The sequence below is a fragment of the Streptomyces sp. CG 926 genome (genome assembly GCF_003148825.1).
Classification (GTDB): Bacteria; Actinomycetota; Actinomycetes; order Streptomycetales; family Streptomycetaceae; genus Streptomyces.
Genome location: NZ_QGGZ01000003.1, coordinates 399,732 through 423,258 on the forward strand (window position 1 = coordinate 399,732; position 23,527 = coordinate 423,258).

Consider the following 23,527-nt stretch of genomic DNA (forward strand, 5'->3'; position numbering starts at 1 on the left):
CAGCGCGCTACGGCGAAATTCACCCAGCAAACTAACGGAGTGCCCCAATCCGCCTCGCATGGCGGCAATTTGCCCGGCAAGTCCCATCACGTACCCCATCCCCGAAGGGCAGTCGGCGCCCCCGATTCGCATACGTTACTTAGATACGCGCGGGGGTCCGAATGGTTCCGCCCAAACCGATGGCCGGTCTCCACGAGGGGGACCGGCCATCGGGTGGGACGTCGTACGTGCCGCTACGACCAGGTGATCAGGCGGCGGGGGTGCTCCAGGACCGACGCGATGTCGGCCAGGAAGCGCGAGCCCAGCTCGCCGTCGATCAGACGGTGGTCGAAGGACAGCGCCAGGGTGGTGACGTGGCGCGGCTTGACCTTGCCCTTGTGGACCCACGGCTGGAGCTTGATCGCACCGACCGCGAGGATCGCGGACTCGCCCGGGTTCAGGATCGGCGTACCGGTGTCGACGCCGAAGACGCCGACGTTGGTGATGGTGATGGTGCCGTTCTGCATGTCCGCCGGGGAGGTCTTGCCGTCGCGGGCCGTGGCGACCAGCGCGGACAGGGACTCCGACAGCTCGCCCAGGGTCTTGGCGTGCGCGTCCTTGATGTTCGGGACGATCAGCCCGCGCGGGGTGGCCGCCGCGATGCCCAGGTTGACGTAGTGCTTGAGCACGATCTCCTGGGCCGCCTCGTCCCAGGACGCGTTGACGTCCGGGTTGCGGCGGATGGCCACCAGCACGGCCTTGGCGATGAGCAGCAGCGGGTTGATCCGCAGCCCCGCGAGGTCCGGGTCGGCCTTGAGCTCCTGGACCAGCTTCATCGTGCGCGTCACGTCGAAGGTGATGAACTCGGTGACGTGCGGCGCGGTGAAGGCCGAGCCGACCATGGCCTGCGCGGTGACCTTGCGGACGCCCTTGACCGGGATACGGGTCTCCCGCGCCGAGGCGTCGACCGCGGGAGCGGCGGCCACCGCGACGGGCGCGGCCACGGCTGCCGGAGCCGCCACGGAGGCGGCTGCTGCCTGCGGGGTGATCGCCGCGGCGGCCGCCGCGTGGACGTCCTCCCGGGTCACGACCCCACCGTCGCCGGTGGGGACCACCGAGGCCAGGTCGATGCCGAGGTCCTTTGCGAGCTTGCGCACCGGCGGCTTGGCCAGCGGTCGCTCACCGGCCGGCTGCGCCGGGACCGCGGGGAGCGGCGCCGGGGCGGCCGGAGCGGCGGGAGCGGCCACCGGGGCCGCCGTACCGTTCTGCGCTGCCACGGCGGGCGCCGGGGCGGCCTTGCGCGGTCGGCGCTTGGTGGAGGCCTCGGAGACCCCGTAGCCGACCAGGACGGGCTGGCGGGCGGCCGGGGCGGCCTCGGCGGCGGCCGGGGCCGCTTCCACCGCGGCGGCGGCGGGGGCCGGGGCCTCGGCCTCGCCGGTCTGCACCGAGATGATGACCTGGCCGACATCGACCGTCGTGCCCTCCTCGAAGAGGAGCGCGTGCACGACACCGTCGAACGGGATCGGCAGTTCCACGGCGGCCTTGGCCGTCTCGACCTCGCACACGACCTGGCCGTCGGTGACCGTGTCACCGGGCTGGACGTACCACTTGAGGATCTCGGCCTCGGTGAGGCCCTCGCCCACATCGGGCATCTTGAATTCGCGGATGGTCATGACGCGGGTCTCCTAGTACGCCAGCGAGCGGTCGACGGCGTCGAGCACCCTGTCCAGGCCGGGCAGGTACTCGTCCTCCAGGCGGGCCGGCGGGTACGGGGCGTGGAAACCGCCCACGCGCAGGACCGGCGCCTCCAGGTGGTAGAAGCACCGCTCCGTGATGCGAGCGGCGATCTCCGCGCCCACGCCGAGGAAGACCGGCGCCTCGTGGACCACCACGAGCCGGCGGGTCTTCTCGACCGAGGCCTGGATCCCGTCGAAGTCGACCGGGGACATCGAGCGCAGGTCGAGGACCTCCACCGACTTGCCCTCCTCGGCGGCCGCGGCCGCGGCCTCCAGGCAGACCTTCACCATCGGGCCGTAGGCGGCCAGGGTCACGTCCGAGCCCTCGCGGCTCACCCGCGCCTTGTGCAGCTCACCGGGGATGGCGTCGAAGTCGACCTCGCCCTTGTCCCAGTAGCGGCGCTTCGGCTCGAAGAAGATCACCGGGTCGTCGCTGAGGATCGCCTGCTGGAGCATCCAGTAGGCGTCGCTCGCGTTCGAGGGGGAGACCACCTTGAGGCCCGGCACGTGCGCGAAGAGCGCCTCGGGGGACTCGCTGTGGTGCTCGACCGCGCCGATGCCGCCCGCGTACGGGATGCGCACGACGACGGGCATCTTGACCTTGCCCAGGGCGCGGGCGTGCATCTTCGCGAGCTGCGTGACGATCTGGTCGTACGCGGGGAAGACGAACCCGTCGAACTGGATCTCCACGACCGGCCGGTACCCGCGCAGGGCCAGGCCGATGGCGGTGCCGACGATGCCCGACTCGGCGAGCGGGGTGTCGATGACCCGCTCCTCGCCGAAGTCCTTCTGCAGACCGTCGGTGATCCGGAAGACGCCGCCGAGCTTGCCGACGTCCTCACCCATGATCAGGACCTTGGGGTCCTGCTCCAGCGCCTTGCGCAGCGACTCGTTGAGCGCCTTGGCGATCGACATCTTTTCGACAGCCATCAGTGACCCTCCTCGAAGGACGCGAGGTAGGCGGCGAACTGGGCGCGCTCCTCGTCGACGAGCGCGTGCCCGTCCGCGTAGACGTTCTCGAAGATCGCCATGGTGTCCGGGTCGGGCATGGCGCGCACGGCCTCGCGCACGCGCTTGCCCATCGCCTCGCTCTCCGCCTCCAGCTCCGTGAAGAACGCCTCGTCGGCGCCCCCGGTGGCCAGCAGGTGGGCCTTCAGACGCAGGATCGGGTCCTTCGCCTCCCAGGCCGCCGTCTCCTCGTCCCGCCGGTACTTCGTCGGGTCGTCGGAGGTGGTGTGGGCGCCCATGCGGTACGTGAACGCCTCGACCAGGGTCGGGCCCTCGCCGCGGCGGGCCCGGTCCAGTGCCCAGCGGGTCACGGCCAGGCAGGCCAGCACGTCGTTGCCGTCGACGCGGACGCCCGGGAAGCCGAAGCCCTGCGCGCGCTGGTAGAGCGGCACGCGCATCTGGCGCTCGGTCGGCTCGGAGATCGCCCACTGGTTGTTCTGGCAGAAGAACACCACGGGGGAGTTGTAGACGGCGGAGAAGGTGAACGCCTCGGCGACGTCGCCCTGGCTGGACGCGCCGTCGCCGAAGTAGGCGATGACCGCGGAGTCCGCGCCGTCCTTGGCCACACCCATCGCGTAACCGGTCGCGTGCAGCGTCTGCGAGCCGATCACGATCGTGTAGAGGTGGAAGTTGTTGGTGTTCGGGTCCCAGCCGCCGTGGTTCACGCCGCGGAACATGCCGAGCAGGTTGGTCGGGTCGACCCCGCGGCACCAGGCCACGCCGTGCTCACGGTAGGTCGGGAAGACGTAGTCCTCGTCGTTCAGCGCCCGGCCGGAGCCGATCTGGGCGGCTTCCTGGCCCAGGAGCGAGGCCCACAGGCCCAGCTCGCCCTGACGCTGCAGGGCGGTCGCCTCACCGTCGAAGCGGCGGGTCATGACCATGTCGCGGTACAGCCCGCGCAGGTCCTCGGTGGTGATGTCTGCGACGAAGGGGGCGAATTCCGCGTTGTCCGCGTTCTCGACCCGGTCCCCTTCGGGCGTCAGCAGCTGTACGAGCTGAGGTACGGCGTCCTGCGTCTGCGCGGTGGCAGCGGCGGGCTTGGCGGCGGCGTTCGCCGCGCCTGCCGCCCGCTTGGTGCCGCTGCTGCGTCGCGGCTTGCGCGCGGCAGTGCTCTCCACGGTCACGTGTGCTCCTCCGTCGGTCCGGCACCCGGGTTCTCCGGGGTCCAGTGCGGCTCACCTGTATCCGTAACGAGCGCACGGGGTGGGTGCGCGTCGCGTACGGGGATTCAGGCGTGACAGGTGTCCCGGCGAGTGCCCTGCGCAATGCACGTTACCCAGTGCGCCGCATAACTGCGAAACCCCGTTTGACCTGCGTTTTTGCTTGGATTTCCTAGTAAAAACGCAGCAACGGGAACAACCACTGGTCACAGCCTTGCAGGGGCCGGGAACAACGGCACGTTATCCCGGGTAACTCCGGCAGGGAAGGGGTGAGTGTGTGAAACTGACTTCGTGCGCGAAGACGGAAAAATCAAGGTATTCCTCCTGGACGACCACGAAGTGGTACGTCGGGGCGTCCACGAGCTCTTGTCGGTCGAAGAGGACATCGTGATCGTCGGCGAGGCCGGTACCGCCGCGGACGCCTTGGTGCGCATCCCCGCCACCCGTCCCGACGTGGCCGTCCTCGACGTCCGCCTCCCCGACGGCAGCGGTGTGGAGGTCTGCCGCGAGGTCCGCTCGCAGGACGAGGACGTCAAATGCCTGATGCTGACCTCCTTCGCGGACGACGAGGCGCTGTTCGACGCGATCATGGCCGGCGCCTCCGGTTACGTGCTCAAGGCGATCCGCGGCAATGAGCTGCTGAGCGCCGTACGCGACGTGGCCGCCGGGAAGTCGCTGCTCGACCCGATCGCGACCGCCCGCGTGCTGGAGCGGCTGCGCGACGGCGGCAGGACCGCCCGGGGCGACGACCGCCTCGCCAACCTCACCGACCAGGAGCGGAAGATCCTCGACCTGATCGGCGAGGGCCTGACCAACCGTGTCATCGGCGAGCGTCTGCACCTGGCCGAGAAGACGATCAAGAATTACGTCTCCAGCCTGCTCTCCAAGCTGGGCATGGAGCGCCGCTCCCAGGCCGCCGCCTACGTGGCCCGCCTGCAGGCCGAGCGCCGCTGACCCCAGGATCCTCGGAGCCCCCTTCCCGGTCGGTCCGGTTCACCGGAACGGCGCAGGTCGTCGAGCCCCATCGAGGTCGAACTGGAGTTCTTCGGTCCGATTCCGTATTTCATCGACGTCCAGGTCTTCGACCCCGTCCACACGCGTATCGAACTTCGGTTCGCCGGCGATACGGATACCGATACGGATACGGGGACGGGCCCGGCGGAATTGATTCCGCCGGGCCCGTCCCCGTATCCGTCTCACTCCTCCGAGTTGGTGCCCCCACCGCCGGGGCCACCGGCGGCGCCGCCGGCCGCGGTCTCCCCCGTGGGCTTCGTCGACGGCTTCGTCGACGGCGTCGTCGACGGGGTCGTCGAGGGCTTCGTCGACGGCGAGTTGCTCGGCGAGGCCGTGCCCGTCGGCGAGTGCGTCGCGGTGGGCGTCGGCGACTGGCTGAAGCTCTGCTGGCGACTACGGGTCGGCGCGGGCGAATTGTCGTTGGTGGCCGGGGTGTTGTCCTGCGTCTGCGGCGGCTGGGTGAGGTTCGGGGAGGCGGACTGGCTCGGCTGACCGCCCGGGGTGCTCTGGTTGGTCTCCGGCTTCTTCTTGTCGCCCTGGCCCACGGTGTTGACGGCGTAGGCCACGCCGCCCATGACCGCCACGATCGCGAGGACCGCGAACAGCCACCCCTTCCAACGGCTGCCGCCGCGCTCCTCGTACCCGTCGTATCCGTCGTAGCCGCCGTTGCCGGCCGGGCCGTGGCCGCCGGGGAAGGCCGAGCCGTCGTCCGGGTTCAGCGACGGCACCATCGGCTGCTGGAACTGCGAGGTCGAGGCGTGCGCCCCGTACTGCTGCTGACCGCCGTTCCCGGGCAGGGGCATGGCCGTGGTGGGAGAGGCACCGCCCCGCCCGTGCGGCAGGGTCATGGTGACCGGGCCGGTGCTCCAGGTGCCGGTGTTCGGCCCCTGGTCGTGCAGCATCTGGAGCGCGTACTGGACCAGCCCGCGCATCTCCTCCGCGCTCTGGAACCGGTCGTCCGGGTCCTTGGCGAGGGAGCGCATGACCAGACCGTCGAGCTCCTGCGGGAGGTGCCGGCCCTCCGGCAGCTGCGAGGGCGGCACCGGCGCGTCCTGGACGTGCTGGTAGACCACCGACAGCGGGGTCTCGCCGGTGAAGGGGGGCCGCAGCGCGAGCAGTTCGTAGAGCAGGCAGCCGGTCGCGTACAGGTCGGAACGGTGGTCGACGGCCTTGCCGAGGGCCTGCTCGGGCGACAGGTACTGCGGGGTACCCATGACCATGCCGGTCTGGGTCATCGTCGACTGGGCGCCGTGCAGGGCGCGGGCGATGCCGAAGTCCATCACCTTGACCGCGCCGGTCTCGGTGATGATGACGTTCGCGGGCTTGATGTCGCGGTGCACGATGCCGTGCTGGTGCGAGTACGCGAGGGCTTCGAGCACGCCCGAGGTGATGATGAGCGCCTGCTCGGGGCCCGGGGCCTCGGCACTGAGCAGGAGTTCGCGGATGGTGCGGCCCTCGACGAGCTCCATGACGATGTACGGGACGGTGTTCGGGCCGACCCGGTCCTCGCCCGAGTCGTACACGGCGACGACGGCGTGGTGGTTGAGTCCGGCGACGGACTGCGCCTCGCGCGTGAAGCGGGCCTTGGACACCGGGTCCTCGGCGAGGTCCGCGCGCAGCAGCTTCACGGCGACCGTGCGGCCCAGGCGGACGTCCTCGGCGGCGAACACCTCGGCCATACCGCCGCGGCCCAGCCGGTGCGTCATCCGGTAACGGCCGTCGCCCACCAGGCCGCCTGCGCCCCAGTGCTCAGGACCGTCGGTCATCCCGGCGCCGTTTCCATCGGGTTCGGGTGCCATCAGTCCTCGCCGTCGTATCTCTCGGCCGCCGCTCTGCGGTCGTGCTCTTCGTCGGTGCTCCGGTGAACGCTACAGCCTCGGAACCGGTCACCGTTCGGACAAGGCCCCCTGTGCACGTGTGGTCACGGAACGGGCACCTGGCTTGACGTGTGCTTGCCCTGCGGCAGACTGGGCGCCATATGCGCCCGGCCAGCGGCGTGGGGACACATCCCGAGGGGAAGCAACAGTCATGAGCCAGGACGGCACTCAGGGCCAGTACGCGGGCGGCTCTCTGGCCGGTGGCCGTTACCAGCTAAGGGACTTGCTGGGTGCGGGCGGTATGGCGTCCGTGTACCTGGCGTACGACTCGGCCCTCGACCGGCAGGTCGCCATCAAGACGCTGCACAGCGACCTCGGCCGCGAGCAGTCCTTCCGCGAGCGGTTCCGCCGCGAGGCCCAGGCTGTAGCGAAACTGTCGCACACGAACATCGTCTCGGTATTCGATACCGGCGAGGGCGAAGTGACGTTCGGCGGTGCCGCCGCGGGCGACGGCGCGGTGATGCCGTACATCGTCATGGAGTACGTGGAGGGCCGGCCGCTGGGCTCGGTGCTGGAGGAGGACATCCGCCAGTACGGGGCCATGCCGGCCGACAAGGCGCTGAAGGTGACGGCCGATGTGCTGGCCGCGCTGGAGACCAGCCACGAGATGGGGCTCGTCCACCGCGACATCAAGCCCGGCAACGTCATGGTGAACAAGCGTGGCGTGGTCAAGGTGATGGACTTCGGCATCGCCCGCGCCATGCAGTCGGGGGTCACCTCGATGACGCAGACCGGCATGGTCGTCGGCACCCCCCAGTACCTCTCGCCCGAGCAGGCGCTGGGGCGCGGGGTCGACGCCCGTTCCGACCTCTACTCGGTCGGCATCATGCTGTTCCAGCTGCTGACCGGGCGGATCCCCTTCGACGCGGACTCGCCGCTGGCCATCGCCTACGCCCACGTGCAGGAGGAGCCGGTCGCCCCGTCCTCCGTCAACCGGTCGCTGACCCCGGCGATGGACGCGCTGGTGGCGCGGGCCCTGAAGAAGAACCCGAACGAGCGTTTCCCCACGGCCGCGGCCATGGGGGACGAGGTCGCACGGGTACTGGGCTCCGGGCAGACCGGTGCGCCGGTCATCATCCAGGGCCAGGCGCCCCTGAGCAGCGGCGCGGGGGTGGCCTCGGCCGTGTTCCCGCCGGTGGAGTCCGGGTACCGGACGCCCCCGCAGTCGGTGCAGCAGCCGTACCAGGCTCCGCACACCCCGACGCCGGCCCCGTACGCGCCGACGCCGGCCCCGCAGCAGCACGCGCAGGGCGGCTACGCCTACCCGCACACGCCGGCGCCGCAGCAGCAGTACGCGCCGCAGACCCCGCCGCCGTACACGATCTCCCCCACCACGTCGGGCACGACCGCGGCCTCCGGCGGCGGCAAGCGGAACATGCCGGTGCTCGTGGGCGCGATCGCGGTGGCGTTGCTGGCCGTCGGCGGTCTGATCGCGGCGCTCTCCATGGACGGCGACAAGGACAAGGGCAAGGACACGACCGCGGACCCGGGTGCCTCCACGTCCGCCAGTACCTCCGCCAAGGCCGGGTTCAAGGGGCCGGACACCACGCGCACGATCGACCCGAAGAAGTGCACGGAGCCGGTGAAGCACTACAGCGAGTCCGGCAAGTACATGGCCCCGGACTTCAAGTACAAGAACCTGCTCTCGGTGAAGGAGTGCATCCAGGCCTCGGGCGGCAGGTACAAGATCGAGACGAAGGATGAAGCCGTGTACGGCAAGGACACGGTGCTGTTCCAGACCCCGGCCGCGGGCGACAAGATCGACAAGGAAGGCACGGAGTTCACGCTGACCGTGTCGACCGGCAACCCCGAATAGCGCGACGGACACCGCCGCACGGCGGCGCGGCAGGTACCGCGAGGCAGGTACCGCGGTCCGACACACCGGCATCCCGGGCACCCCGATGGGGCGTCCGGGATGCCGCTTTTGCCTCACTATGTAAATCTGGGCGCATATCTCTGACGCGCAGCGAGCAGCTCGTGGCTCGGGACGGGAGGGGCTCCCCGTGATCCAAGGCTTCCGCGCGCCGCACTGGCTGGCCTGCGCGGCCCTGGCGGCCGCCGCGCTCGCGCCCACCGCTTCCGCGTACGGCGGCCCCTTCCTGGCCCCGGCCCGACACTTCGCCTCGCCCGCGCTGCCCGCCCTGCCTGCCTTGCCCGTCCTGCCCGCCTCGCCCGACGACCCCCACGAGGAACTGGCCGGCAGCCTCGCCGGCGTCGGCCGTGAGCACCCCGGGCGGCCGGTGGGCGAGCCCGCCAACCCGGAGCTGATGGTGGCCTCCCGGCCCCGGCTGCCGACCCGTCCGCGCACCGAGCCCGCCACCCCCACCAACCCGACCTCTCCCGCCACTCCCGCCACTCCCACACCCCGCTCGACGAGCGCCGTCGCCGCCCCGAGCCCGCCCCCGGCGGTGGTCACCACCCTCGGCAACGGGACCAACGATCGGGCCGCCGACCTGGCCGCGCACATACTGCCGCTCGGCACCGGATTCGCCTTGATGGGCCTCGGCCTCGGCTACCTCGGGGTGCGCCTGCGCCGCGGGATGTGAGCGACCCGGACCATCCGCTCCCGGCCCGCCCCACGCCCGCTCCCGGCGCCGATCCCCCTTGCGGCGTACTCCTCAGGATGGTTGCAGGGAGTGAACATACTCGGTATACATACCGAGTATGTCGATCCGTCACGGGCTACTCGCCCTGCTGGAACGGGGTCCTCGGTACGGCTCTCAGCTACGCACCGAGTTCGAATCCCGCACCGGCTCCACCTGGCCGCTCAACGTCGGGCAGGTGTACACGACCCTCGCCCGTCTCGAACGGGACGGCCTCGTCGCCCCTGACGGCGAGGACGCCGCCGGCCACACCCTCTACGCCATCACCGACGCCGGGCGCACCGAGCTGCTCCAGTGGTACGAGCGCCCCGTCGACCGGGCCAACCCGCCCCGCGACGAGCTGTCCATCAAGCTCGCCATGGCGGTGGGCGCACCGGGCGTGGACATCCGCTCCGTCATCCAGTCCCAGCGCCACGCCACGATCAAGGCGATGCAGGACTACACCCGGCTCAAGGCCACCGCGCTCGCCGCGGTCGAGAGCGGCCGATCCCGTGAGCGCGACGACGTGGCCTGGCTCCTCGTCCTGGAGCAGCTGATCTTCCAGACGGAGGCCGAGGCCCGCTGGCTCGACCACTGCGAAGCCCGGCTCGTCCGGCTCTCCCTGCCGGCCGACCGGAGAGCCGCCGAACCCGAACCGCCCCAGGCCGCCACCGCCGAGACCCAGGCCCCGCCCACCACCACCCGGCCCCGTCGTACCGCTCGTACGCGTCGTGGCTGAACCACCGTTCCAGGGGGGACACTCCATGCCTGACCAGCCCCAGCCCCAGTCCAAGCCCCCGGCCCAGCAGCCCGTACTGCAGTTGGACCAGCTCGTCCGCACGCACGGCAGCGGCGCCACCGAGGTGCACGCCCTGCGGGGGATCAACCTCTCCGTGTTCCCCGGCGAACTCGTCGCCGTCATGGGCCCCTCCGGCTCCGGCAAGTCCACGCTGCTCACCCTCGCGGGCGGCCTCGACACCCCGAGCAGCGGCCGGGTGATCGTCGAGGGCACCGACATCACCACCGCGAGCCGCAAGCAGCTGGCCGCCCTGCGCCGCCGCAGCATCGGGTACGTCTTCCAGGACTACAACCTCATACCGGCCCTGACCGCCGCCGAGAACGTGGCACTGCCCCGGGAACTCGACGGGATCTCCGCCCGCAAGGCCCGCGCCTCCGCGGTCGCCGCGCTGGAGGAGATGGGCCTCGGTCAGCTCGCCGACCGCTTCCCCGACGAGATGTCCGGCGGCCAGCAGCAGCGCGTGGCCATCGCCCGCGCCCTCGTGGGCGACCGCCGCCTGGTCCTCGCCGACGAGCCGACCGGTGCCCTCGACTCCGAGACCGGCGAGTCCGTCCTCGCCCTGCTGCGCGCCCGCTGCGACGCGGGCGCCGCGGGGATCCTCGTCACGCACGAGCCGCGGTTCGCGGCCTGGGCCGACCGCGTGGTCTTCCTGCGCGACGGCAGCGTGGTCGACGAGACCCTGCGCAGCCACGCCGACTCCCTCCTCTCCGGGCAGGCGGCCGGCCAGTGACCACTGTGCTCCAAGGCTGGTACCACTCCTGGATAGCGGCCCTACGCATAGCCCGCCGCGACGCCTGGCGCGCCAAGGGCCGCAGCTCCCTCGTCCTCGCGATGCTCGCCCTGCCGATCATCGGGGTGAGCGCCGCCGACCTCACGCTGCGCAGCGCCGAACTCTCCACCGAGCAGTCGCTCTCCCGGATGCTCGGCACCGCCGACGCCGCGGTGAACGGCTCGTACACGGCCGGGCCCATCAACCAGAGCCCCGACGGCTCGTCCTCCGCGCCCGTCGGCGGCTACAAGGACTACGACCCCTCCAAGACCCCGCGGGAGAAGCCGGGACCGATCGAGGCCGCACTCCCGGCCGGGGCCCAGATCCTCAAGGACAGCGGCGGCTACGCCAAGGTCCGCACCACGCACGGGCTGCTCGACACCCACCTGCGTGAACTCGACACGCACAGCCCGCTGGTGGAGGGCATGCTCACGTTCGACCGCGGCCGGCGGCCCGAGGTTGCGGGCGAGGTCATCGCCACCCGGGCCTTCCTGAGGGACTCCGGTCTCTACGTCGGCTCCTCGGTCACCCCGCGCGGCGCCACCTCCCCGTACAAGATCGTCGGCTCCTACGAGCTGCCGGACGAACTCGAACGCCCCGAGATCATCGCCCCGCCCGGGACGCTGATGGCCCCGCTGAACAAGGCGGTGGCGGAGTCCGGCGGCCGCGCGGTGACCCCCGACGACACCTACCTGATCAAGGTCGGCGGCGCGGGTGTCACCTGGGACGCCGTCAAGGCGGCCAACGCCAAGGGCCTGCTCGTCATCTCCCGCGCCGTCATCCTCGACCCGCCCGCCGACTCCGACGTCCCGCTCTACAAGGACGAGCCGAAGTCGATGTTCGAGCGCGACGGCAACAAGGTCGTCGAAACGGCCATCCTGGCCACCGTCGCGGGCCTGGCCATGCTGGAGATCTGCCTGCTCGCCGGTCCGGCCTTCGCCGTCGGCGCCCGCCGCTCGCGCCGCCAGCTCGGCCTGGTCGGCGCCAACGGCGGCGACCGACGCCACATCCGCTCCATCGTGCTCTCCGGCGGCCTGGTCCTCGGCGCGGTCGCCGCCGTGATCGGCACCGTCATCGGCATCCTGCTCACCGTCGTCCTGCGGCCGGTGCTGGAGGACACCCTCGGCAACCGCTTCGGCGGCCTCGACTTCCGCCCCCTGGAACTGGCCGGCATCGCCCTGCTCGCCGTGATCACCGGTCTGCTCGCCGCGATCGTCCCCGCCGTCAACGCCTCCCGGCAGACCGTGCTGGCCTCGCTGACCGGCCGCCGCGGCGTCCGCAAGGCCAACCGGGTGCTGCCCGTCCTCGGCCTGATCGCCGTCGCCGCCGGCGCCGCGATCGCCCTGTACGGCACCACCTCCCGGCTCGGCAGCACGGTCGTGGCGGGCGGCAGCGCCATCGCCGAACTCGGCATCGTCGCCCTCACCCCCGTCCTGGTCGGCCTGTTCGGCCGGCTCGGCCGGTGGCTGCCGCTGTCGCCGCGGCTCGCGCTGCGCGACGCCGTCCGCAACCGCGGGCGTACGGCCCCCGCGGTGGCCGCCGTACTCGCCGCCGTCGCCGGCACCGTCGCCGTGGCGACGTACCAGCAGAGCAACGACGTCCAGATGCGCCAGGAGTACCGGGCCGATCTGCCGCACGGCACCGGACTGCTGGAGGCCAACGAGAACGCCGCGTACAAGGAGGTGCCCGCCCTGCGCGAGGCCCTCGGCAAGCAACTGCCGCTGACACAGCGGGCGGACATCGAGCGGCTGGTCGTCGGCAAGCCGAGCTGCGAGTCCTACGCCACGGACCCCGGCTGCGGGCGGGTGGAGATCATCACGCCCAAGGAGCAGCGCTGCCCGCTCTACGAGGACACCAAGGGCATCGACAGCTTCCCGCCGGAGCAGCGCAGGGAACTGCGCCAGGACTGGCGCTGCCAGGAGTCCCGGCACGGCACGCAGCACTCCGTCCTCGTCGGCGACGAGAAGGTGCTGAGCGTGCTCGCGGTCACCGACCCGGGCACCGTGGCCGCCCTCAAGGCCGGCCAGGCCGTCTCCTTCGACAAGCGCCAGGTCAAGGACGGCAAGCTCACCCTGCGGATCATCACCGACCCGGGGGAGGACGACATCATGCACGGGCGCTACGACGAGACGCCCGGTGAGGACAAGGCCCTCCCCGTCCATGTGGCCCCCGACTCGGTCGAGGGCTGGGGCATCGAGCTGATCCTGCCGCCCTCGGCGGCCAAGTCCGCCGGACTGGCCACCGCGCCCGTGGGCTCGTACTTCAGCCTCGACGGGATCCCGACCAGCGAGCAGCGCCAGAAGCTGGACGGGGAGATCGACCGGATGGCCGTGGAGGCCTCCCTGCGCATCGAGAAGGGCTACGAGGGCGACAACAGCCTCGTCATGCTCGCCCTCGCCATCTTCGCGGGGATCGTCACCATCGGCGCGGCCGGCATCGCCACCGGGCTGGCCCAGGCCGACGCCGAGGCCGACCTGAAGACGCTGGCCGCGGTGGGCGCGCCGCCGCGGGTGCGACGGACGCTGAGCGGCTTCCAGTGCGGGGTGGTCGCCCTGATGGGCGTCGTCCTGGGCTCGATCGCCGGGATCCTGCCCGCCGTCGGCCTGCGCCTGACGGAACAGCGGGTGGCGCAGACGCTCCACCAGGAGTCGATCGAGCAGGGCTTCTCGACGGTGACGGAAGCCGTGCCGTTCGTGCCGATCTCCGTGCCGTGGGAGACCCTCGGCGGGCTGCTCGTCGTGGTTCCGCTGGGCGCCGCCCTGCTGGCGGCCCTGGTCACCCGCTCCAGCGGCGCGCTGGCCCGACGGGCCGCGGGGTAGGCCCCGAGGCCCGGAACCGGTACCAGGCTGGTGCCCCCGTACAGGGTGGATCACGACTGTACGGGGGCACACCGTGTGAGTACGGAGGTGTGCGAGAGAATGACGGCATGGAGATGCCGAGGAGTGAACGGTCGCAGGACAGCCCCCCGCACGTTCTGATTGTGGGACAGGACGGGACGGCGGTCGGCGACGCCGATGACGAGTCGCGCGAGGTCCCGGTGACGGAAATGGTCGAACAGCCCGCCAAGGTCATGCGGATCGGCAGCATGATCAAGCAACTCCTGGAAGAGGTACGTGCCGCGCCTCTCGACGAGGCGAGCCGGGTCCGGCTCAAGGACATCCATGCCGCCTCGGTGAAGGAGCTGGAGGACGGCCTGGCCCCGGAGCTCGTGGAGGAACTGGAGCGCCTGTCCCTCCCGTTCACCGAGGAGGCCATTCCCTCCGAGGCGGAACTGCGGATCGCCCAGGCACAGTTGGTGGGCTGGCTGGAGGGCCTCTTCCACGGCATCCAGACGGCCCTGTTCGCGCAGCAGATGGCGGCGCGGGCCCAGTTGGAGCAGATGCGCCGCGCCCTCCCGCCGGGCGGCCCGCACGACGACGACGAGGACGGCGGCCACGGCGCGATCCGCTCGGGCCCCTACCTCTAGCCTCCGGCGGACAGCAGAAACAGCGGGGCCCACCCGGGCCCCGCTTTTTCGACCCCACCCTCTCAGCCCCGCCGGCGCCCAATCCAGCCCCGCCGGCGTTTGAGGCGCTTCTTTTCAGCCCCGCCGGCGTTTGAGGCGCCCCTTCAGCCCCGCCGGCGTTTGAGGCGCGGGGGTCCGGGGGCGGCGCCCCCGGCAACAGGCGCGGCTCCCGCCCAGGGACATGGCCGCCGCATACTCATGGGCATGAGCTACGACGCGATCGTGCTGGCCGGCGGCGCCGCTCGGCGACTCGGCGGGGCCGACAAGCCCGCGCTGAGCGTCGGCGGCCGCGCACTCCTCGACCGCGTCCTCGACGCCTGCCCGGACGCCCGCACCACCGTCGTCGTCGGCGGTCGTCGCCCCACCGCGCGACCGGTCCACTGGACCCGCGAGGACCCGCCCGGCGGCGGCCCGGTGGCCGCGCTCGACGCCGGGCTGCGCCGGACCACCGCCGAGCTGGTCCTCGTGCTCTCCGCCGACCTGCCGTTCCTGGACCGGGAGACCGTACGGGCCCTGCTGGAGGCCCCGTCCGCGGGCCCGGCGCCCGCGACCCCCGGCGCGGACGGGGCGATGCTGCGGGACCCCGACGGCCGGGACCAGCCGCTGGTCGCCGCCTACCGGGCCGAGCCGCTGCGCCGCGAGATCGCCCTGCTCGCCGCCGAGCACGGCACCCTCACCGGGCTCCCGCTGCGCGCACTCACCGCCGAACTGGACCTCGCCCGCGTCACGTCCCGGCCACTCGCCTCCTTCGACTGCGACACCTGGGACGATCTCGCCGTCGCCCGCGCCCGGATCAGGGAGCATGGAAGCGTGCTGGAGCAATGGATCACCGCCGTCAAGAGTGAGCTGGGCATCGACCTCACCGTCGACACCAAGACCCTGCTCGACCTCGCCCGGGACGCCGCCCACGGCGTCGCCCGGCCCGCCGCCCCGCTGACCACCTTCCTGGTCGGCTACGCGGCCGCCCACGCCGCCGCCACCGGCGCCGACCCCGCCCAGGCCGTCGCCGAGGCCTCCCGCAAGGCGGCCGACCTGGCGCTGCGGTGGGCCGACGAGGCAGCGGCCGACTCCGCCGAACAGAACGGCTCCGGATGACCCCCACGAACTCCGCCGAGCAGGCCCTCGACGAGGCCCTGGCGCTGGTCAGCCGTGCCCCCGAGAACGGCGTCACCGACAGCTCGGGCGGTGCGGGCGGTGCGGGCGGCGGCACGGGCGCCCACCGCGCGGCGGGCTGGCAGCGGGCTCGGGACACCGCCGCCCGCGCCGGGAGCGGGGTGCGGCCCCGTACCCGTCGCGTGCCCCTGGCGGCCGCCCTCGGCGAGGTCCTGGCCTCCCCCTTGGACGCGCTCACCGACCTGCCGTCCTTCGACACCTCCGCCATGGACGGCTGGGCCGTCGCGGGCCCCGGCCCCTGGAGCGTGCGCGCCGGCGCCGGCGTCCTGGCCGGCTCCGAGCGGCCGGAGCCCCTCACGGACGGCGAGGCCGTACGGATCGCCACCGGCGCCCGGATCCCCGCCGACGCCACGGCCGTCATCCGCAGCGAGCACTGCCGCGAGGCCGGCACCCAGCTCTTCGCCGACCGACCCGTGCTCACCGGCCAGGACATCCGCCCGCGCGGCCAGGAGTGCCGCTCCGGCGACCTGCTGCTGCCCGCCGGCTCCCTGGTCACCCCGGCCGTGCTGGGGCTCGCCGCTGCCGCCGGGTACGACGAGGTGACCACCCGGCCCCGCCCGCGCGTGGAGATCCTGGTCCTCGGCGACGAGCTGCTCACCGAGGGCCTCCCGCACGAAGGTCTGGTCCGCGACGCCCTCAGCCCCATGCTCGGACCCTGGATCGACCGCCTCGGCGCGGAGGTCATCGGCACGCGGCGGCTCGGCGACGACCCGGCGGGGGTCGAAGCCCTGCTGGAGGCCGTCACCACCAGCACCGCCGATGTCCTGGTCACCACGGGCGGCACCGCCGCCGGACCCGTCGACCACGTCCGCCCGGTCCTGCACAAGGCCGGCGCCGAACTGCTGGTCGACGGGGTGGCGGTACGCCCCGGCCACCCCATGCTGCTGGCCCGCATCGGGTCCGGGGCGCCCGACGAGAACGCGGTGCGCCATGTGGTCGGGCTGCCCGGCAACCCGCTGGCCGCCGTCTCCGGTCTGCTGACCCTCGCCGACCCCCTGCTGCGCGCCCTCGCCGGCCGCCGCAGGCGCCCCCGCTACACGGCGCCGGTGCAGAGCGACGTACCCGGCCACCCGTACGACACCCGGCTGGTGCCGGTCCTGCTCAGCGACGAGCACGCGGTGCCGCTGCGCTACCACGGACCTGCGATGCTGCGGGGTGTGGCCGCCGCCGACGCACTGGCCGTCGTACCGCCGGGCGGCGCGCGGTCCGGACAGGAACTGGAGATTCTCGATCTGCCCTGGGCTTCTGGAGGATGTTTCACGTGAAACTGCACGGCCAGGACTCCATGGCCCGTGGCGCCGACGAGAAACTCGTCTCCCGGCGCATCAAGTTGCCCAAACGCGTCGTCGAGAACCCGCTGACCCAGGTCACCAAGCGCCTGCTGATGGCCCTGTTCGTCCTCTTCCTGACCGTGTTCATCGTGTGGCTGGACCGGGGCGGCTACCACGACAACGCCAACGAAACGGTCGATCTCCTCGACTGCTTCTACTACGCGACGGTGACGCTGTCCACGACCGGCTACGGCGACATCGTGCCGTACAGCGACAGCGCACGATTGATCAACATCCTGCTGATCACCCCGCTGCGTGTGCTGTTCCTGATCATCCTGGTCGGTACCACCCTGGAAGTCCTGACGGAACGGACGAGGGAAGAGTGGCGGCTGAAGAGCTGGAGGAAGAACTTGCGTGAGCACACGGTCGTCATCGGCTTCGGTACGAAGGGCCGCTCGGCCCTTCAGACGCTGCTGGCCACCGGCCTCTCCAAGGAGCAGGTCGTCATCGTCGATCCCAGCGCCAAGGTGATCGACACGGCCAACGCGGAGGGGTTCACGGGCGTGGTCGGCGACGCCACCCGCTCCGACGTCCTGCTCCGCGCCGAGCTGCAGAAGGCCCGTCAGATCGTCATCGCCACCCAGCGGGACGACACGGCGGTCCTGGTCACCCTGACCGCCCGACAGCTCAACCGCGGGGCGAAGATCGTCGCGGCGGTGCGCGAGGAGGAGAACGCCCCGCTGCTGCGCCAGTCCGGGGCCGACGCCGTCATCACGAGCGCGAGCGCGGCCGGCCGACTGCTGGGCCTGTCGGTGCTCAGCCCGGCCGCGGGCACCGTGATGGAGGACCTCATCCAGCAGGGCAGCGGCCTCGACCTCGTCGAACGCCCCGCCCGCAAGGCCGAGGTCGGCAAGTCGGTACGGGACACCGAGGACCTGGTGGTGAGCGTGCTGCGTGGGCACCGGCTGCTCGCGTACGACGATCCGCACGCGAGCCCGATCCAGCTGACGGACCGTCTCATCACCATCGTGCGGGCGGTACCGCCGACTTCGCCCGCGGTGCGGCTGGGTCCTGCCGAGTAGCCGCGCCGTGGCGTAGCCTCCGGGCCATGCATGCGATCACCATCGAGCAGCCCGGCGGCCCCGAGGCCCTGGTCTGGGCCGACGTACCCGATCCGGTGCCCGGCGAGGGCGAGGTCCTCGTCGAGGTCGCGGCGAGCGCCGTGAACCGCGCCGACGTACTCCAGCGACAGGGGTTCTACGATCCGCCACCCGGCGCCTCGCGCCATCCGGGGCTGGAGTGCTCCGGGCGGATCGCCGCGTTGGGCCCGGGGGTGTCCGGCTGGTCCGTGGGCGACGAGGTGTGCGCCCTGCTGGCCGGCGGCGGGTACGCGGAGCGGGTGGCCGTGCCGGCGGGCCAGTTGCTGCCGGTCCCGGCGGGCGTGGACCTGGTGACGGCGGCCGCGCTGCCCGAGGTGGTCACGACGGTGTGGTCCAACGTCTTCATGGTGGCCGGACTCCGCCCCGGCGAGACGCTGTTGGTGCACGGCGGGTCCAGTGGGATCGGGACGATGGCGATCCAGCTGGCGAAGGCGGTGGGCGCGACGGTCGCCGTGACGGCGGGAGGCCCGGACAAGCTGGCACGCTGCAAGGAACTGGGCGCGGACATCCTGATCGACTACCGCGAGCAGGACTTCGTGACCGAGCTGCGCGAGGCGACGGACGGGGCCGGGGCGGACGTGATCCTGGACATCATGGGCGCGAAATACCTCGCCCGGAACGTGGACGCCCTGGCCGTGAACGGGCGGCTCGCGGTGATCGGGCTCCAGGGCGGGGTGAAGGCCGAGCTGAACCTCGGCGCGCTGCTGGCCAAGCGGGCGGCGATCACCGCCACCTCGCTGCGTGCCCGCCCGCTGGAGGAGAAGGCCGCCATCGTCGCCGCCGTACGCGAGCACGTGTGGCCGCTGCTCGCCGCGGGGCGGATCCGCCCGGTGGTCCACGCGACGTACCCGATGCGGGATGCGGCCGAAGCCCACCGCGTGCTGGAGTCCAGCGCCCACGTGGGCAAGCTGCTGCTCACGGTGTGAGGCCGGACGCGGCGCCACCACGGGGCTCCGCCCCCGAACCCCCGGTCCTCAAACGCCGGACGGGCTGAAATTCAGCCCCGCCGGCGTTTGAGGCGCGGGGTCTGGGGCGGAGCCCCAGGGCATCCGCCCGCGCCGAGCTACAGGCTGCGGAGCAGGACCGCCGGGGATTCGACGCAGTCCGCGACGTAGCGGAGGAAGCCGCCAGCCGTGCCGCCGTCGCACACCCGGTGGTCGAAGGTCAGCGACAGCTGGACGACCTTGCGGACCGCCAGTTGGCCCTCGTGCACCCACGGCTTGTCGATGATCCGGCCCACGCCCAGCATCGCCGCCTCGGGGTGGTTGATGATCGGCGTGGAGCCGTCGACCCCGAACACCCCGTAGTTGTTCAGGGTGAAGGTGCCGCCGGTCAGATCGGCCGGAGCCAGCTTCCCGGCCCGTGCGATCTCCGTCAGCCGGGCGAACTCCGCCGACAGGGACTCCGGGTTGCGGTGCTGCGCGTCCCGGACCACCGGGACCACCAGGCCCCGCTCGGTCTGCGCGGCGAAGCCCAGGTGCACCGACGGGAGCCGGACGATCTCCTTGGCCGCCAGGTCCACGGTGGAGTTGAGCTCCGGGTACCGGGCCAGGGCGGCCGTGCAGATCCGGGCCAGCAGCGCGAGCACCGAGATCTTGGGCCCGCCCACCGCGTTCATCGCGGCCCGGGCCGCCATCAGCTCGGTGGCGTCGGCGTCGACCCAGCAGGTGGCGTCCGGGATCTCCCGGCGGCTGCGCGACAGCTTCTCGGCGACCGCTCCGCGCACCCCCTTGAGCGGGATCCGCTCGCCCTGCGCCGACACCGCCGGGGCCACCGGGGCGGCCGGGGCCGGCTCGGGCGCCCGGAGCGCGGCCAGCGCCGCCTCGACGTCGGCCCGCAGGATCAGCCCCTCGGGCCCCGACCCCTTCAGCGCGCGCAGGTCGACCCCGCCGTCCTTGGCCAGCTTGCGCACCAACGGCGAGATCACGGGCACCGGTCCGGCGGGCACCGCCGGAGCGGCGGGCACCGCCGGAGCCACGGGGGCCACGGGGGCCACGGGGGCCACGGGGGCCACGGGGGCCACGGCGACGGGCGCCGAGACCGCGGCGGTGACGGGTCGCACCCGTCGCCGACGCGCCGGACGCGAGTGGTCCTCGCCGTAACCGATCAGGGGCCGGGGCACATTGCCGGAGCCCTCGGCCTCGGCCGCCTGGGCGGCCGGGGCCTCGGGGAGCGAGGACGCTCCCACCGCCACGGTGATCAGCGGTGCTCCGACGGGCAGTTCCGTGCCCTCCTCCCCGAACCGGGCGGTGACCACACCGCCGTAGGGGCACGGAACCTCCACCATCGCCTTGGCCGTCTCGACCTCGACCACCGGCTGGTCGATGGCGACGACATCGCCCACCGCGACCAGCCAGCGGACGATCTCGGCCTCGGTCAGGCCCTCCCCGAGATCGGGAAGCTTGAATTCCATTACCTGCGGCATCAGTTCTCCCACTGCAGGCGTGCCACGGTGTCCAGGATCCGGTCCACTCCCGGCAGGTGGTGCTTCTCCAGCATCGGCGGCGGGTAGGGGATGTCGAAGCCCGTCACCCGCAGCACCGGCGCCTCCAGGTGGTGGAAGCACCGCTCGGTGACGCGGGCGGCGATCTCCGCGCCCGGTCCGCCGAAGCCGCCGGCCTCGTGGACCACCACCGCGCGCCCGGTGCGGCGTACGGACTCCACGACCGTCTGCTCGTCGAAGGGGACCAGCGAGCGCAGGTCCACGACCTCCAGGTCCCAGCCCTCCTCGCGCGCCGCCTCGGCCGCCTCCAGGCACAGCGGCAGCGAGGGCCCGTAGGTGATCAGGGTCGCGCTCGTGCCGGCCCGCCGGACCAGCGCCTTGCCGATGCCCGGCACGGCCGCCGGCGCCTCGGGCCGCCAGTCGGCCTTCGACCAGTAGAGCCGCTTCGGCTCCAGGAAGACCACGGGGTCGTCGCTCGCGATCGACGCGCGCAGCAGGCCGTAGGCGTCCTCGACCGTCGCCGGGGTCACCACGTGCAGGCCGGGCGTGGCCACGTAGTACGCCTCGGAGGAGTCGCAGTGGTGCTCCACACCGCCGATCCCGCCGCCGTAGGGCACCCGGATGGTGATCGGCAGCGGCATCGCACCGCGGGTGCGGTTGCGCATCTTCGCCACGTGCGAGATCAGCTGCTCGAAGGCCGGGTAGGCGAAGGCGTCGAACTGCATCTCCACGACCGGCCGCAGCCCGTACATGGCCATGCCGACCGCCGCGCCCAGGATGCCCGCCTCCGCGAGGGGGGTGTCCGTACAGCGCTCCTCGCCGAACTCCTTCGCGAGCCCGTCCGTGATCCGGAAGACCCCGCCCAGCGTCCCGACGTCCTCGCCCATGACGTGGACCGTCGGGTCCTCGGCCATCGCGTCGCGCATCGCGCGGGTCAGCGCCTGCGCCATCGTCGCGGGCTTGGCCCCCGTCTTCGCGGACTTCGCCGCCACCGTCGTCACGCCTGGTCCTCGGCTTCCAGCTCTGCGCGCAGCATGGCCGCCTGCTCCCGCAGGCGATCCGTCTGCTCCGCGTACACGTGCGCGAACAGGTCCATCGGGTCCACCACCGGGTCCGCGTTCATCCCCTCGCGGAGCGCCGCGGCCATCACCTCGGCGTCCTCGCGCACCGCCTGGATCGCCGCTTCGTCGATGATCCCGCGGGCGGTCAGCTCGCGCTCCAGCAGGTCGACCGGGTCGTGCGCCTTCCAGGCCTCGACCTCGGCGTCACCGCGGTAGCGGGTCGCGTCGTCGGCGTTCGTGTGGGCCTCCATCCGGTACGTGACGGCCTCGATCAGGGTCGGGCCACCTCCGGACCGGGCCCGCCGGACCGCCTCGGTCAGCACCTCGTGCATGGCGGCGATGTCGTTGCCGTCGACCAGCCGGCCGGGCATCCCGTACCCCACGGCCTTGTGGGCGAGGGTGGGGGCGGCCGTCTGCTTGGCGAGCGGGACGGATATCGCGAAGCCGTTGTTCTGCACGAGGAAGACCACCGGGGCCTGCCAGACGGCGGCGAAGTTCAGCGCCTCGTGGAAGTCGCCCTCGCTGGTGCCGCCGTCGCCGACCATGGCCAGGGCGACGACGTCGTCGCCGCGCAGCCGGGCCGCGTGCGCCAGGCCCACCGCGTGCGGCAGCTGGGTGGCGAGCGGGGTCGAGAGCGGGGCGATGCGGTGCTCGCGCGGGTCGTAACCGGTGTGCCAGTCGCCGCGCAGCAGGGTGAGCGCCTGGACGGGGTCCAGCCCGCGCGCCACGGCCGCCAGGGTGTCGCGGTAGCTCGGGAACAGCCAGTCCTGGTCCTCCAGGACCAGGGCGGCCGCGATCTCGCAGGCCTCCTGGCCGACGGTGGAGGGGTAGACGGCGAGCCGACCCTGCTTGGTGAGCGCCGTCGCCTGGGCGTTGTAGCGCCGGCCGCGCACCAGCTCGGCGTAGTAGCGGCGCATCAGCTCCGGGTCGAGCCGGTCCGCCGCCTCGGTGCCCAGTACCCGGTAGGGCTCGGGGTCCGGAAGCAGCGGAGCGGCGTCCGTACGGGGGCTCCAGGCGGGCGGCTGGGTGGATCGGTGGGACGCACCGGCACCGGGCAGCTCTTGGACCGTCATGGCGGCGTACACCTCCTCGTGGGAAGCGGGCAGGGGGTGCCCCGGGTGTGAGGCCCCTCACCTACCGATTGTTCGGTTGTCCGCGCAATTTGGCTACAGGCGGCTCCAGGCTGTGGACAAACGGGCGCCGGGGCCCTGGGATGGATGCAGGACGTCCAGGAGAGGGAGGCATCGGGCAATGCCGGATGAACAAATGGCCGGAACGGGTCCCGCACCGGCCGCGCCGGGGGGCGCCCCGGGAGCCACGGGAGGCCCGCCCGTCGCACCCCGACCCCTGGATCCGATCGACCGGTCGATCATGCGACTGCTCCAGGCGGACGGCCGGGCGTCCATACGGTCGGTGGCGGAGCAGGTGCACGTCTCGCGGGCGAACGCCTACGCCCGGATCAACCGGCTCATCGACGACGGGGTGATCCGTGGGTTCACGGCCCGCGTCAACCACGAGCGCGCGGGTCAGGGCGCGTCCGCCTACATCACCTTGAAGATCGTCCAGAACTCCTGGCGCACGGTCCGCGAGCAGCTGCGCGAACTCCCCGGCGCGGCGCACATCGCGCTGGTCAGCGGCGATTTCGATGTCCTGCTGCTGGTGCACACGCCGGACAACCGGACCCTGCGCGAGCTGGTCCTGACCCGACTCCAAGCCATCCCGGAAGTCCTCTCGACCCGGACCCTGCTGGTCTTCGAGGAAACGGATCTGCTGTCCCCGGGCCCCGGCAACGGCCCCGTAAGCGGTCCGACGATCGCGGAGGAGTAGGCCCGTACGGGGGCTGCGCCCGAAGGGGTTACGCGGGCGTCCTGGCCGCCGGCGCGAGGGCCCGCCGACCGGTGGCCACACCGGGTCACCGCCGGGCCGATCGACGTCCGTCAGGGTGAGGAGCAGCCGCCCGTCGACGACCGCCTCCGTGTCCGGTTCACCG

Annotated in this window: 19 protein-coding genes; 12 read left to right on the forward strand and 7 right to left on the reverse strand. The window is 72.3% G+C overall.

The features are described 5' to 3' along the window. Positions 1 to 233 precede the first annotated feature (233 nt). The 3 genes from BCL76_RS10470 to pdhA (BCL76_RS10480) are packed head-to-tail and all read right to left on the reverse strand — an operon-like array spanning position 234 to position 3,847. Positions 234 to 1,652, reverse strand: coding sequence for a dihydrolipoamide acetyltransferase family protein (locus BCL76_RS10470; RefSeq protein WP_109779207.1), 1,419 nt, complete (start codon positions 1,650 to 1,652; stop codon positions 234 to 236). A gap of 12 nt (positions 1,653 to 1,664) precedes the next feature. Continuing rightward, positions 1,665 to 2,645 (reverse strand): alpha-ketoacid dehydrogenase subunit beta, encoded by a 981-nt coding sequence (locus BCL76_RS10475; RefSeq protein ID WP_109779208.1) that lies wholly within the window; start codon positions 2,643 to 2,645, stop codon positions 1,665 to 1,667. After that, on the reverse strand, positions 2,645 to 3,847 hold the full coding sequence (pdhA, locus tag BCL76_RS10480) for a pyruvate dehydrogenase (acetyl-transferring) E1 component subunit alpha (protein ID WP_030010543.1): 1,203 nt from the start codon (positions 3,845 to 3,847) through the stop codon (positions 2,645 to 2,647). The genes BCL76_RS10475 and pdhA (BCL76_RS10480) overlap by 1 nt, the downstream gene beginning before the upstream one ends. Before the next feature lie 327 nt (positions 3,848 to 4,174). Between pdhA (BCL76_RS10480) and BCL76_RS10485 the strand changes: the two genes are divergently transcribed. Then, complete coding sequence (locus tag BCL76_RS10485; protein ID WP_109779209.1) at positions 4,175 to 4,837, forward strand: response regulator; 663 nt, start codon at positions 4,175 to 4,177, stop codon at positions 4,835 to 4,837. 242 nt (positions 4,838 to 5,079) lie between these two features. Here the strand turns inward: BCL76_RS10485 and BCL76_RS10490 are convergent, their stop codons facing one another. Continuing rightward, on the reverse strand, positions 5,080 to 6,696 hold the full coding sequence (locus BCL76_RS10490; RefSeq protein ID WP_109779210.1) for a protein kinase domain-containing protein: 1,617 nt from the start codon (positions 6,694 to 6,696) through the stop codon (positions 5,080 to 5,082). 229 nt (positions 6,697 to 6,925) lie between these two features. Here BCL76_RS10490 and BCL76_RS10495 point away from each other — a divergent pair, with 229 nt between their 5' ends. The 10 genes from BCL76_RS10495 (at position 6,926) to BCL76_RS10540 (ending at position 18,959) form a co-directional block, all read left to right on the forward strand. Next, on the forward strand, positions 6,926 to 8,590 hold the full coding sequence (locus BCL76_RS10495) for a protein kinase domain-containing protein (RefSeq protein ID WP_109779211.1): 1,665 nt from the start codon (positions 6,926 to 6,928) through the stop codon (positions 8,588 to 8,590). 187 nt (positions 8,591 to 8,777) lie between these two features. Continuing rightward, positions 8,778 to 9,320 (forward strand): hypothetical protein, encoded by a 543-nt coding sequence (locus tag BCL76_RS10500; protein ID WP_109779212.1) that lies wholly within the window; start codon positions 8,778 to 8,780, stop codon positions 9,318 to 9,320. Positions 9,321 to 9,438: 118 nt separating this feature from the next. Then, a complete protein-coding gene (locus tag BCL76_RS10505) occupies positions 9,439 to 10,095 on the forward strand; it encodes a PadR family transcriptional regulator (protein WP_109779213.1) in 657 nt (218 codons plus the stop codon). Positions 10,096 to 10,120: 25 nt separating this feature from the next. Beyond that, entirely contained in the window at positions 10,121 to 10,885 is a 765-nt protein-coding gene (locus BCL76_RS10510) for an ABC transporter ATP-binding protein (protein ID WP_109779214.1), read from the forward strand. A 101-nt stretch (positions 10,886 to 10,986) separates the two neighbouring features. Next, entirely contained in the window at positions 10,987 to 13,743 is a 2,757-nt protein-coding gene (locus BCL76_RS10515) for an ABC transporter permease (protein WP_258309555.1), read from the forward strand. A 107-nt stretch (positions 13,744 to 13,850) separates the two neighbouring features. After that, positions 13,851 to 14,390 (forward strand): bacterial proteasome activator family protein, encoded by a 540-nt coding sequence (locus BCL76_RS10520; protein ID WP_030014634.1) that lies wholly within the window; start codon positions 13,851 to 13,853, stop codon positions 14,388 to 14,390. Between the two features lie 243 nt (positions 14,391 to 14,633). Beyond that, positions 14,634 to 15,524 (forward strand): NTP transferase domain-containing protein, encoded by an 891-nt coding sequence (locus tag BCL76_RS10525; RefSeq protein WP_109779464.1) that lies wholly within the window; start codon positions 14,634 to 14,636, stop codon positions 15,522 to 15,524. Then, positions 15,521 to 16,867, forward strand: coding sequence for a molybdopterin molybdotransferase MoeA (locus BCL76_RS10530; protein ID WP_109779216.1), 1,347 nt, complete (start codon positions 15,521 to 15,523; stop codon positions 16,865 to 16,867). The genes BCL76_RS10525 and BCL76_RS10530 overlap by 4 nt, the downstream gene beginning before the upstream one ends. Continuing rightward, the gene (locus BCL76_RS10535) at positions 16,855 to 17,955 is read left to right on the forward strand and encodes a potassium channel family protein (protein ID WP_109779217.1); all 1,101 of its coding nucleotides are present in this window, start codon (positions 16,855 to 16,857) and stop codon (positions 17,953 to 17,955) included. The genes BCL76_RS10530 and BCL76_RS10535 overlap by 13 nt, the downstream gene beginning before the upstream one ends. A gap of 26 nt (positions 17,956 to 17,981) precedes the next feature. Further along, positions 17,982 to 18,959: an NAD(P)H-quinone oxidoreductase gene (locus BCL76_RS10540; RefSeq protein WP_109779218.1), complete on the forward strand. Its 978-nt coding sequence runs from the start codon at positions 17,982 to 17,984 to the stop codon at positions 18,957 to 18,959. A 137-nt stretch (positions 18,960 to 19,096) separates the two neighbouring features. Here BCL76_RS10540 and BCL76_RS10545 read toward each other — a convergent pair whose 3' ends face one another. From BCL76_RS10545 to pdhA (BCL76_RS10555), 3 genes are read right to left on the reverse strand one after another with little or no spacing between them, the layout of a single operon-like run. After that, positions 19,097 to 20,458, reverse strand: a complete 1,362-nt coding sequence (locus BCL76_RS10545; RefSeq protein ID WP_109779219.1) for a dihydrolipoamide acetyltransferase family protein — start codon at positions 20,456 to 20,458, stop codon at positions 19,097 to 19,099. Then, on the reverse strand, positions 20,458 to 21,426 hold the full coding sequence (locus BCL76_RS10550; RefSeq protein WP_109779465.1) for an alpha-ketoacid dehydrogenase subunit beta: 969 nt from the start codon (positions 21,424 to 21,426) through the stop codon (positions 20,458 to 20,460). Before BCL76_RS10550 ends, BCL76_RS10545 begins: the two co-directional genes overlap by 1 nt. A 47-nt stretch (positions 21,427 to 21,473) precedes the next feature. After that, a complete protein-coding gene (gene pdhA / locus BCL76_RS10555; protein WP_030755153.1) occupies positions 21,474 to 22,610 on the reverse strand; it encodes a pyruvate dehydrogenase (acetyl-transferring) E1 component subunit alpha in 1,137 nt (378 codons plus the stop codon). A gap of 178 nt (positions 22,611 to 22,788) precedes the next feature. Here pdhA (BCL76_RS10555) and BCL76_RS10560 point away from each other — a divergent pair, with 178 nt between their 5' ends. Further along, positions 22,789 to 23,364 (forward strand): Lrp/AsnC family transcriptional regulator, encoded by a 576-nt coding sequence (locus tag BCL76_RS10560; RefSeq protein ID WP_109779220.1) that lies wholly within the window; start codon positions 22,789 to 22,791, stop codon positions 23,362 to 23,364. Positions 23,365 to 23,527 lie beyond the last annotated feature (163 nt).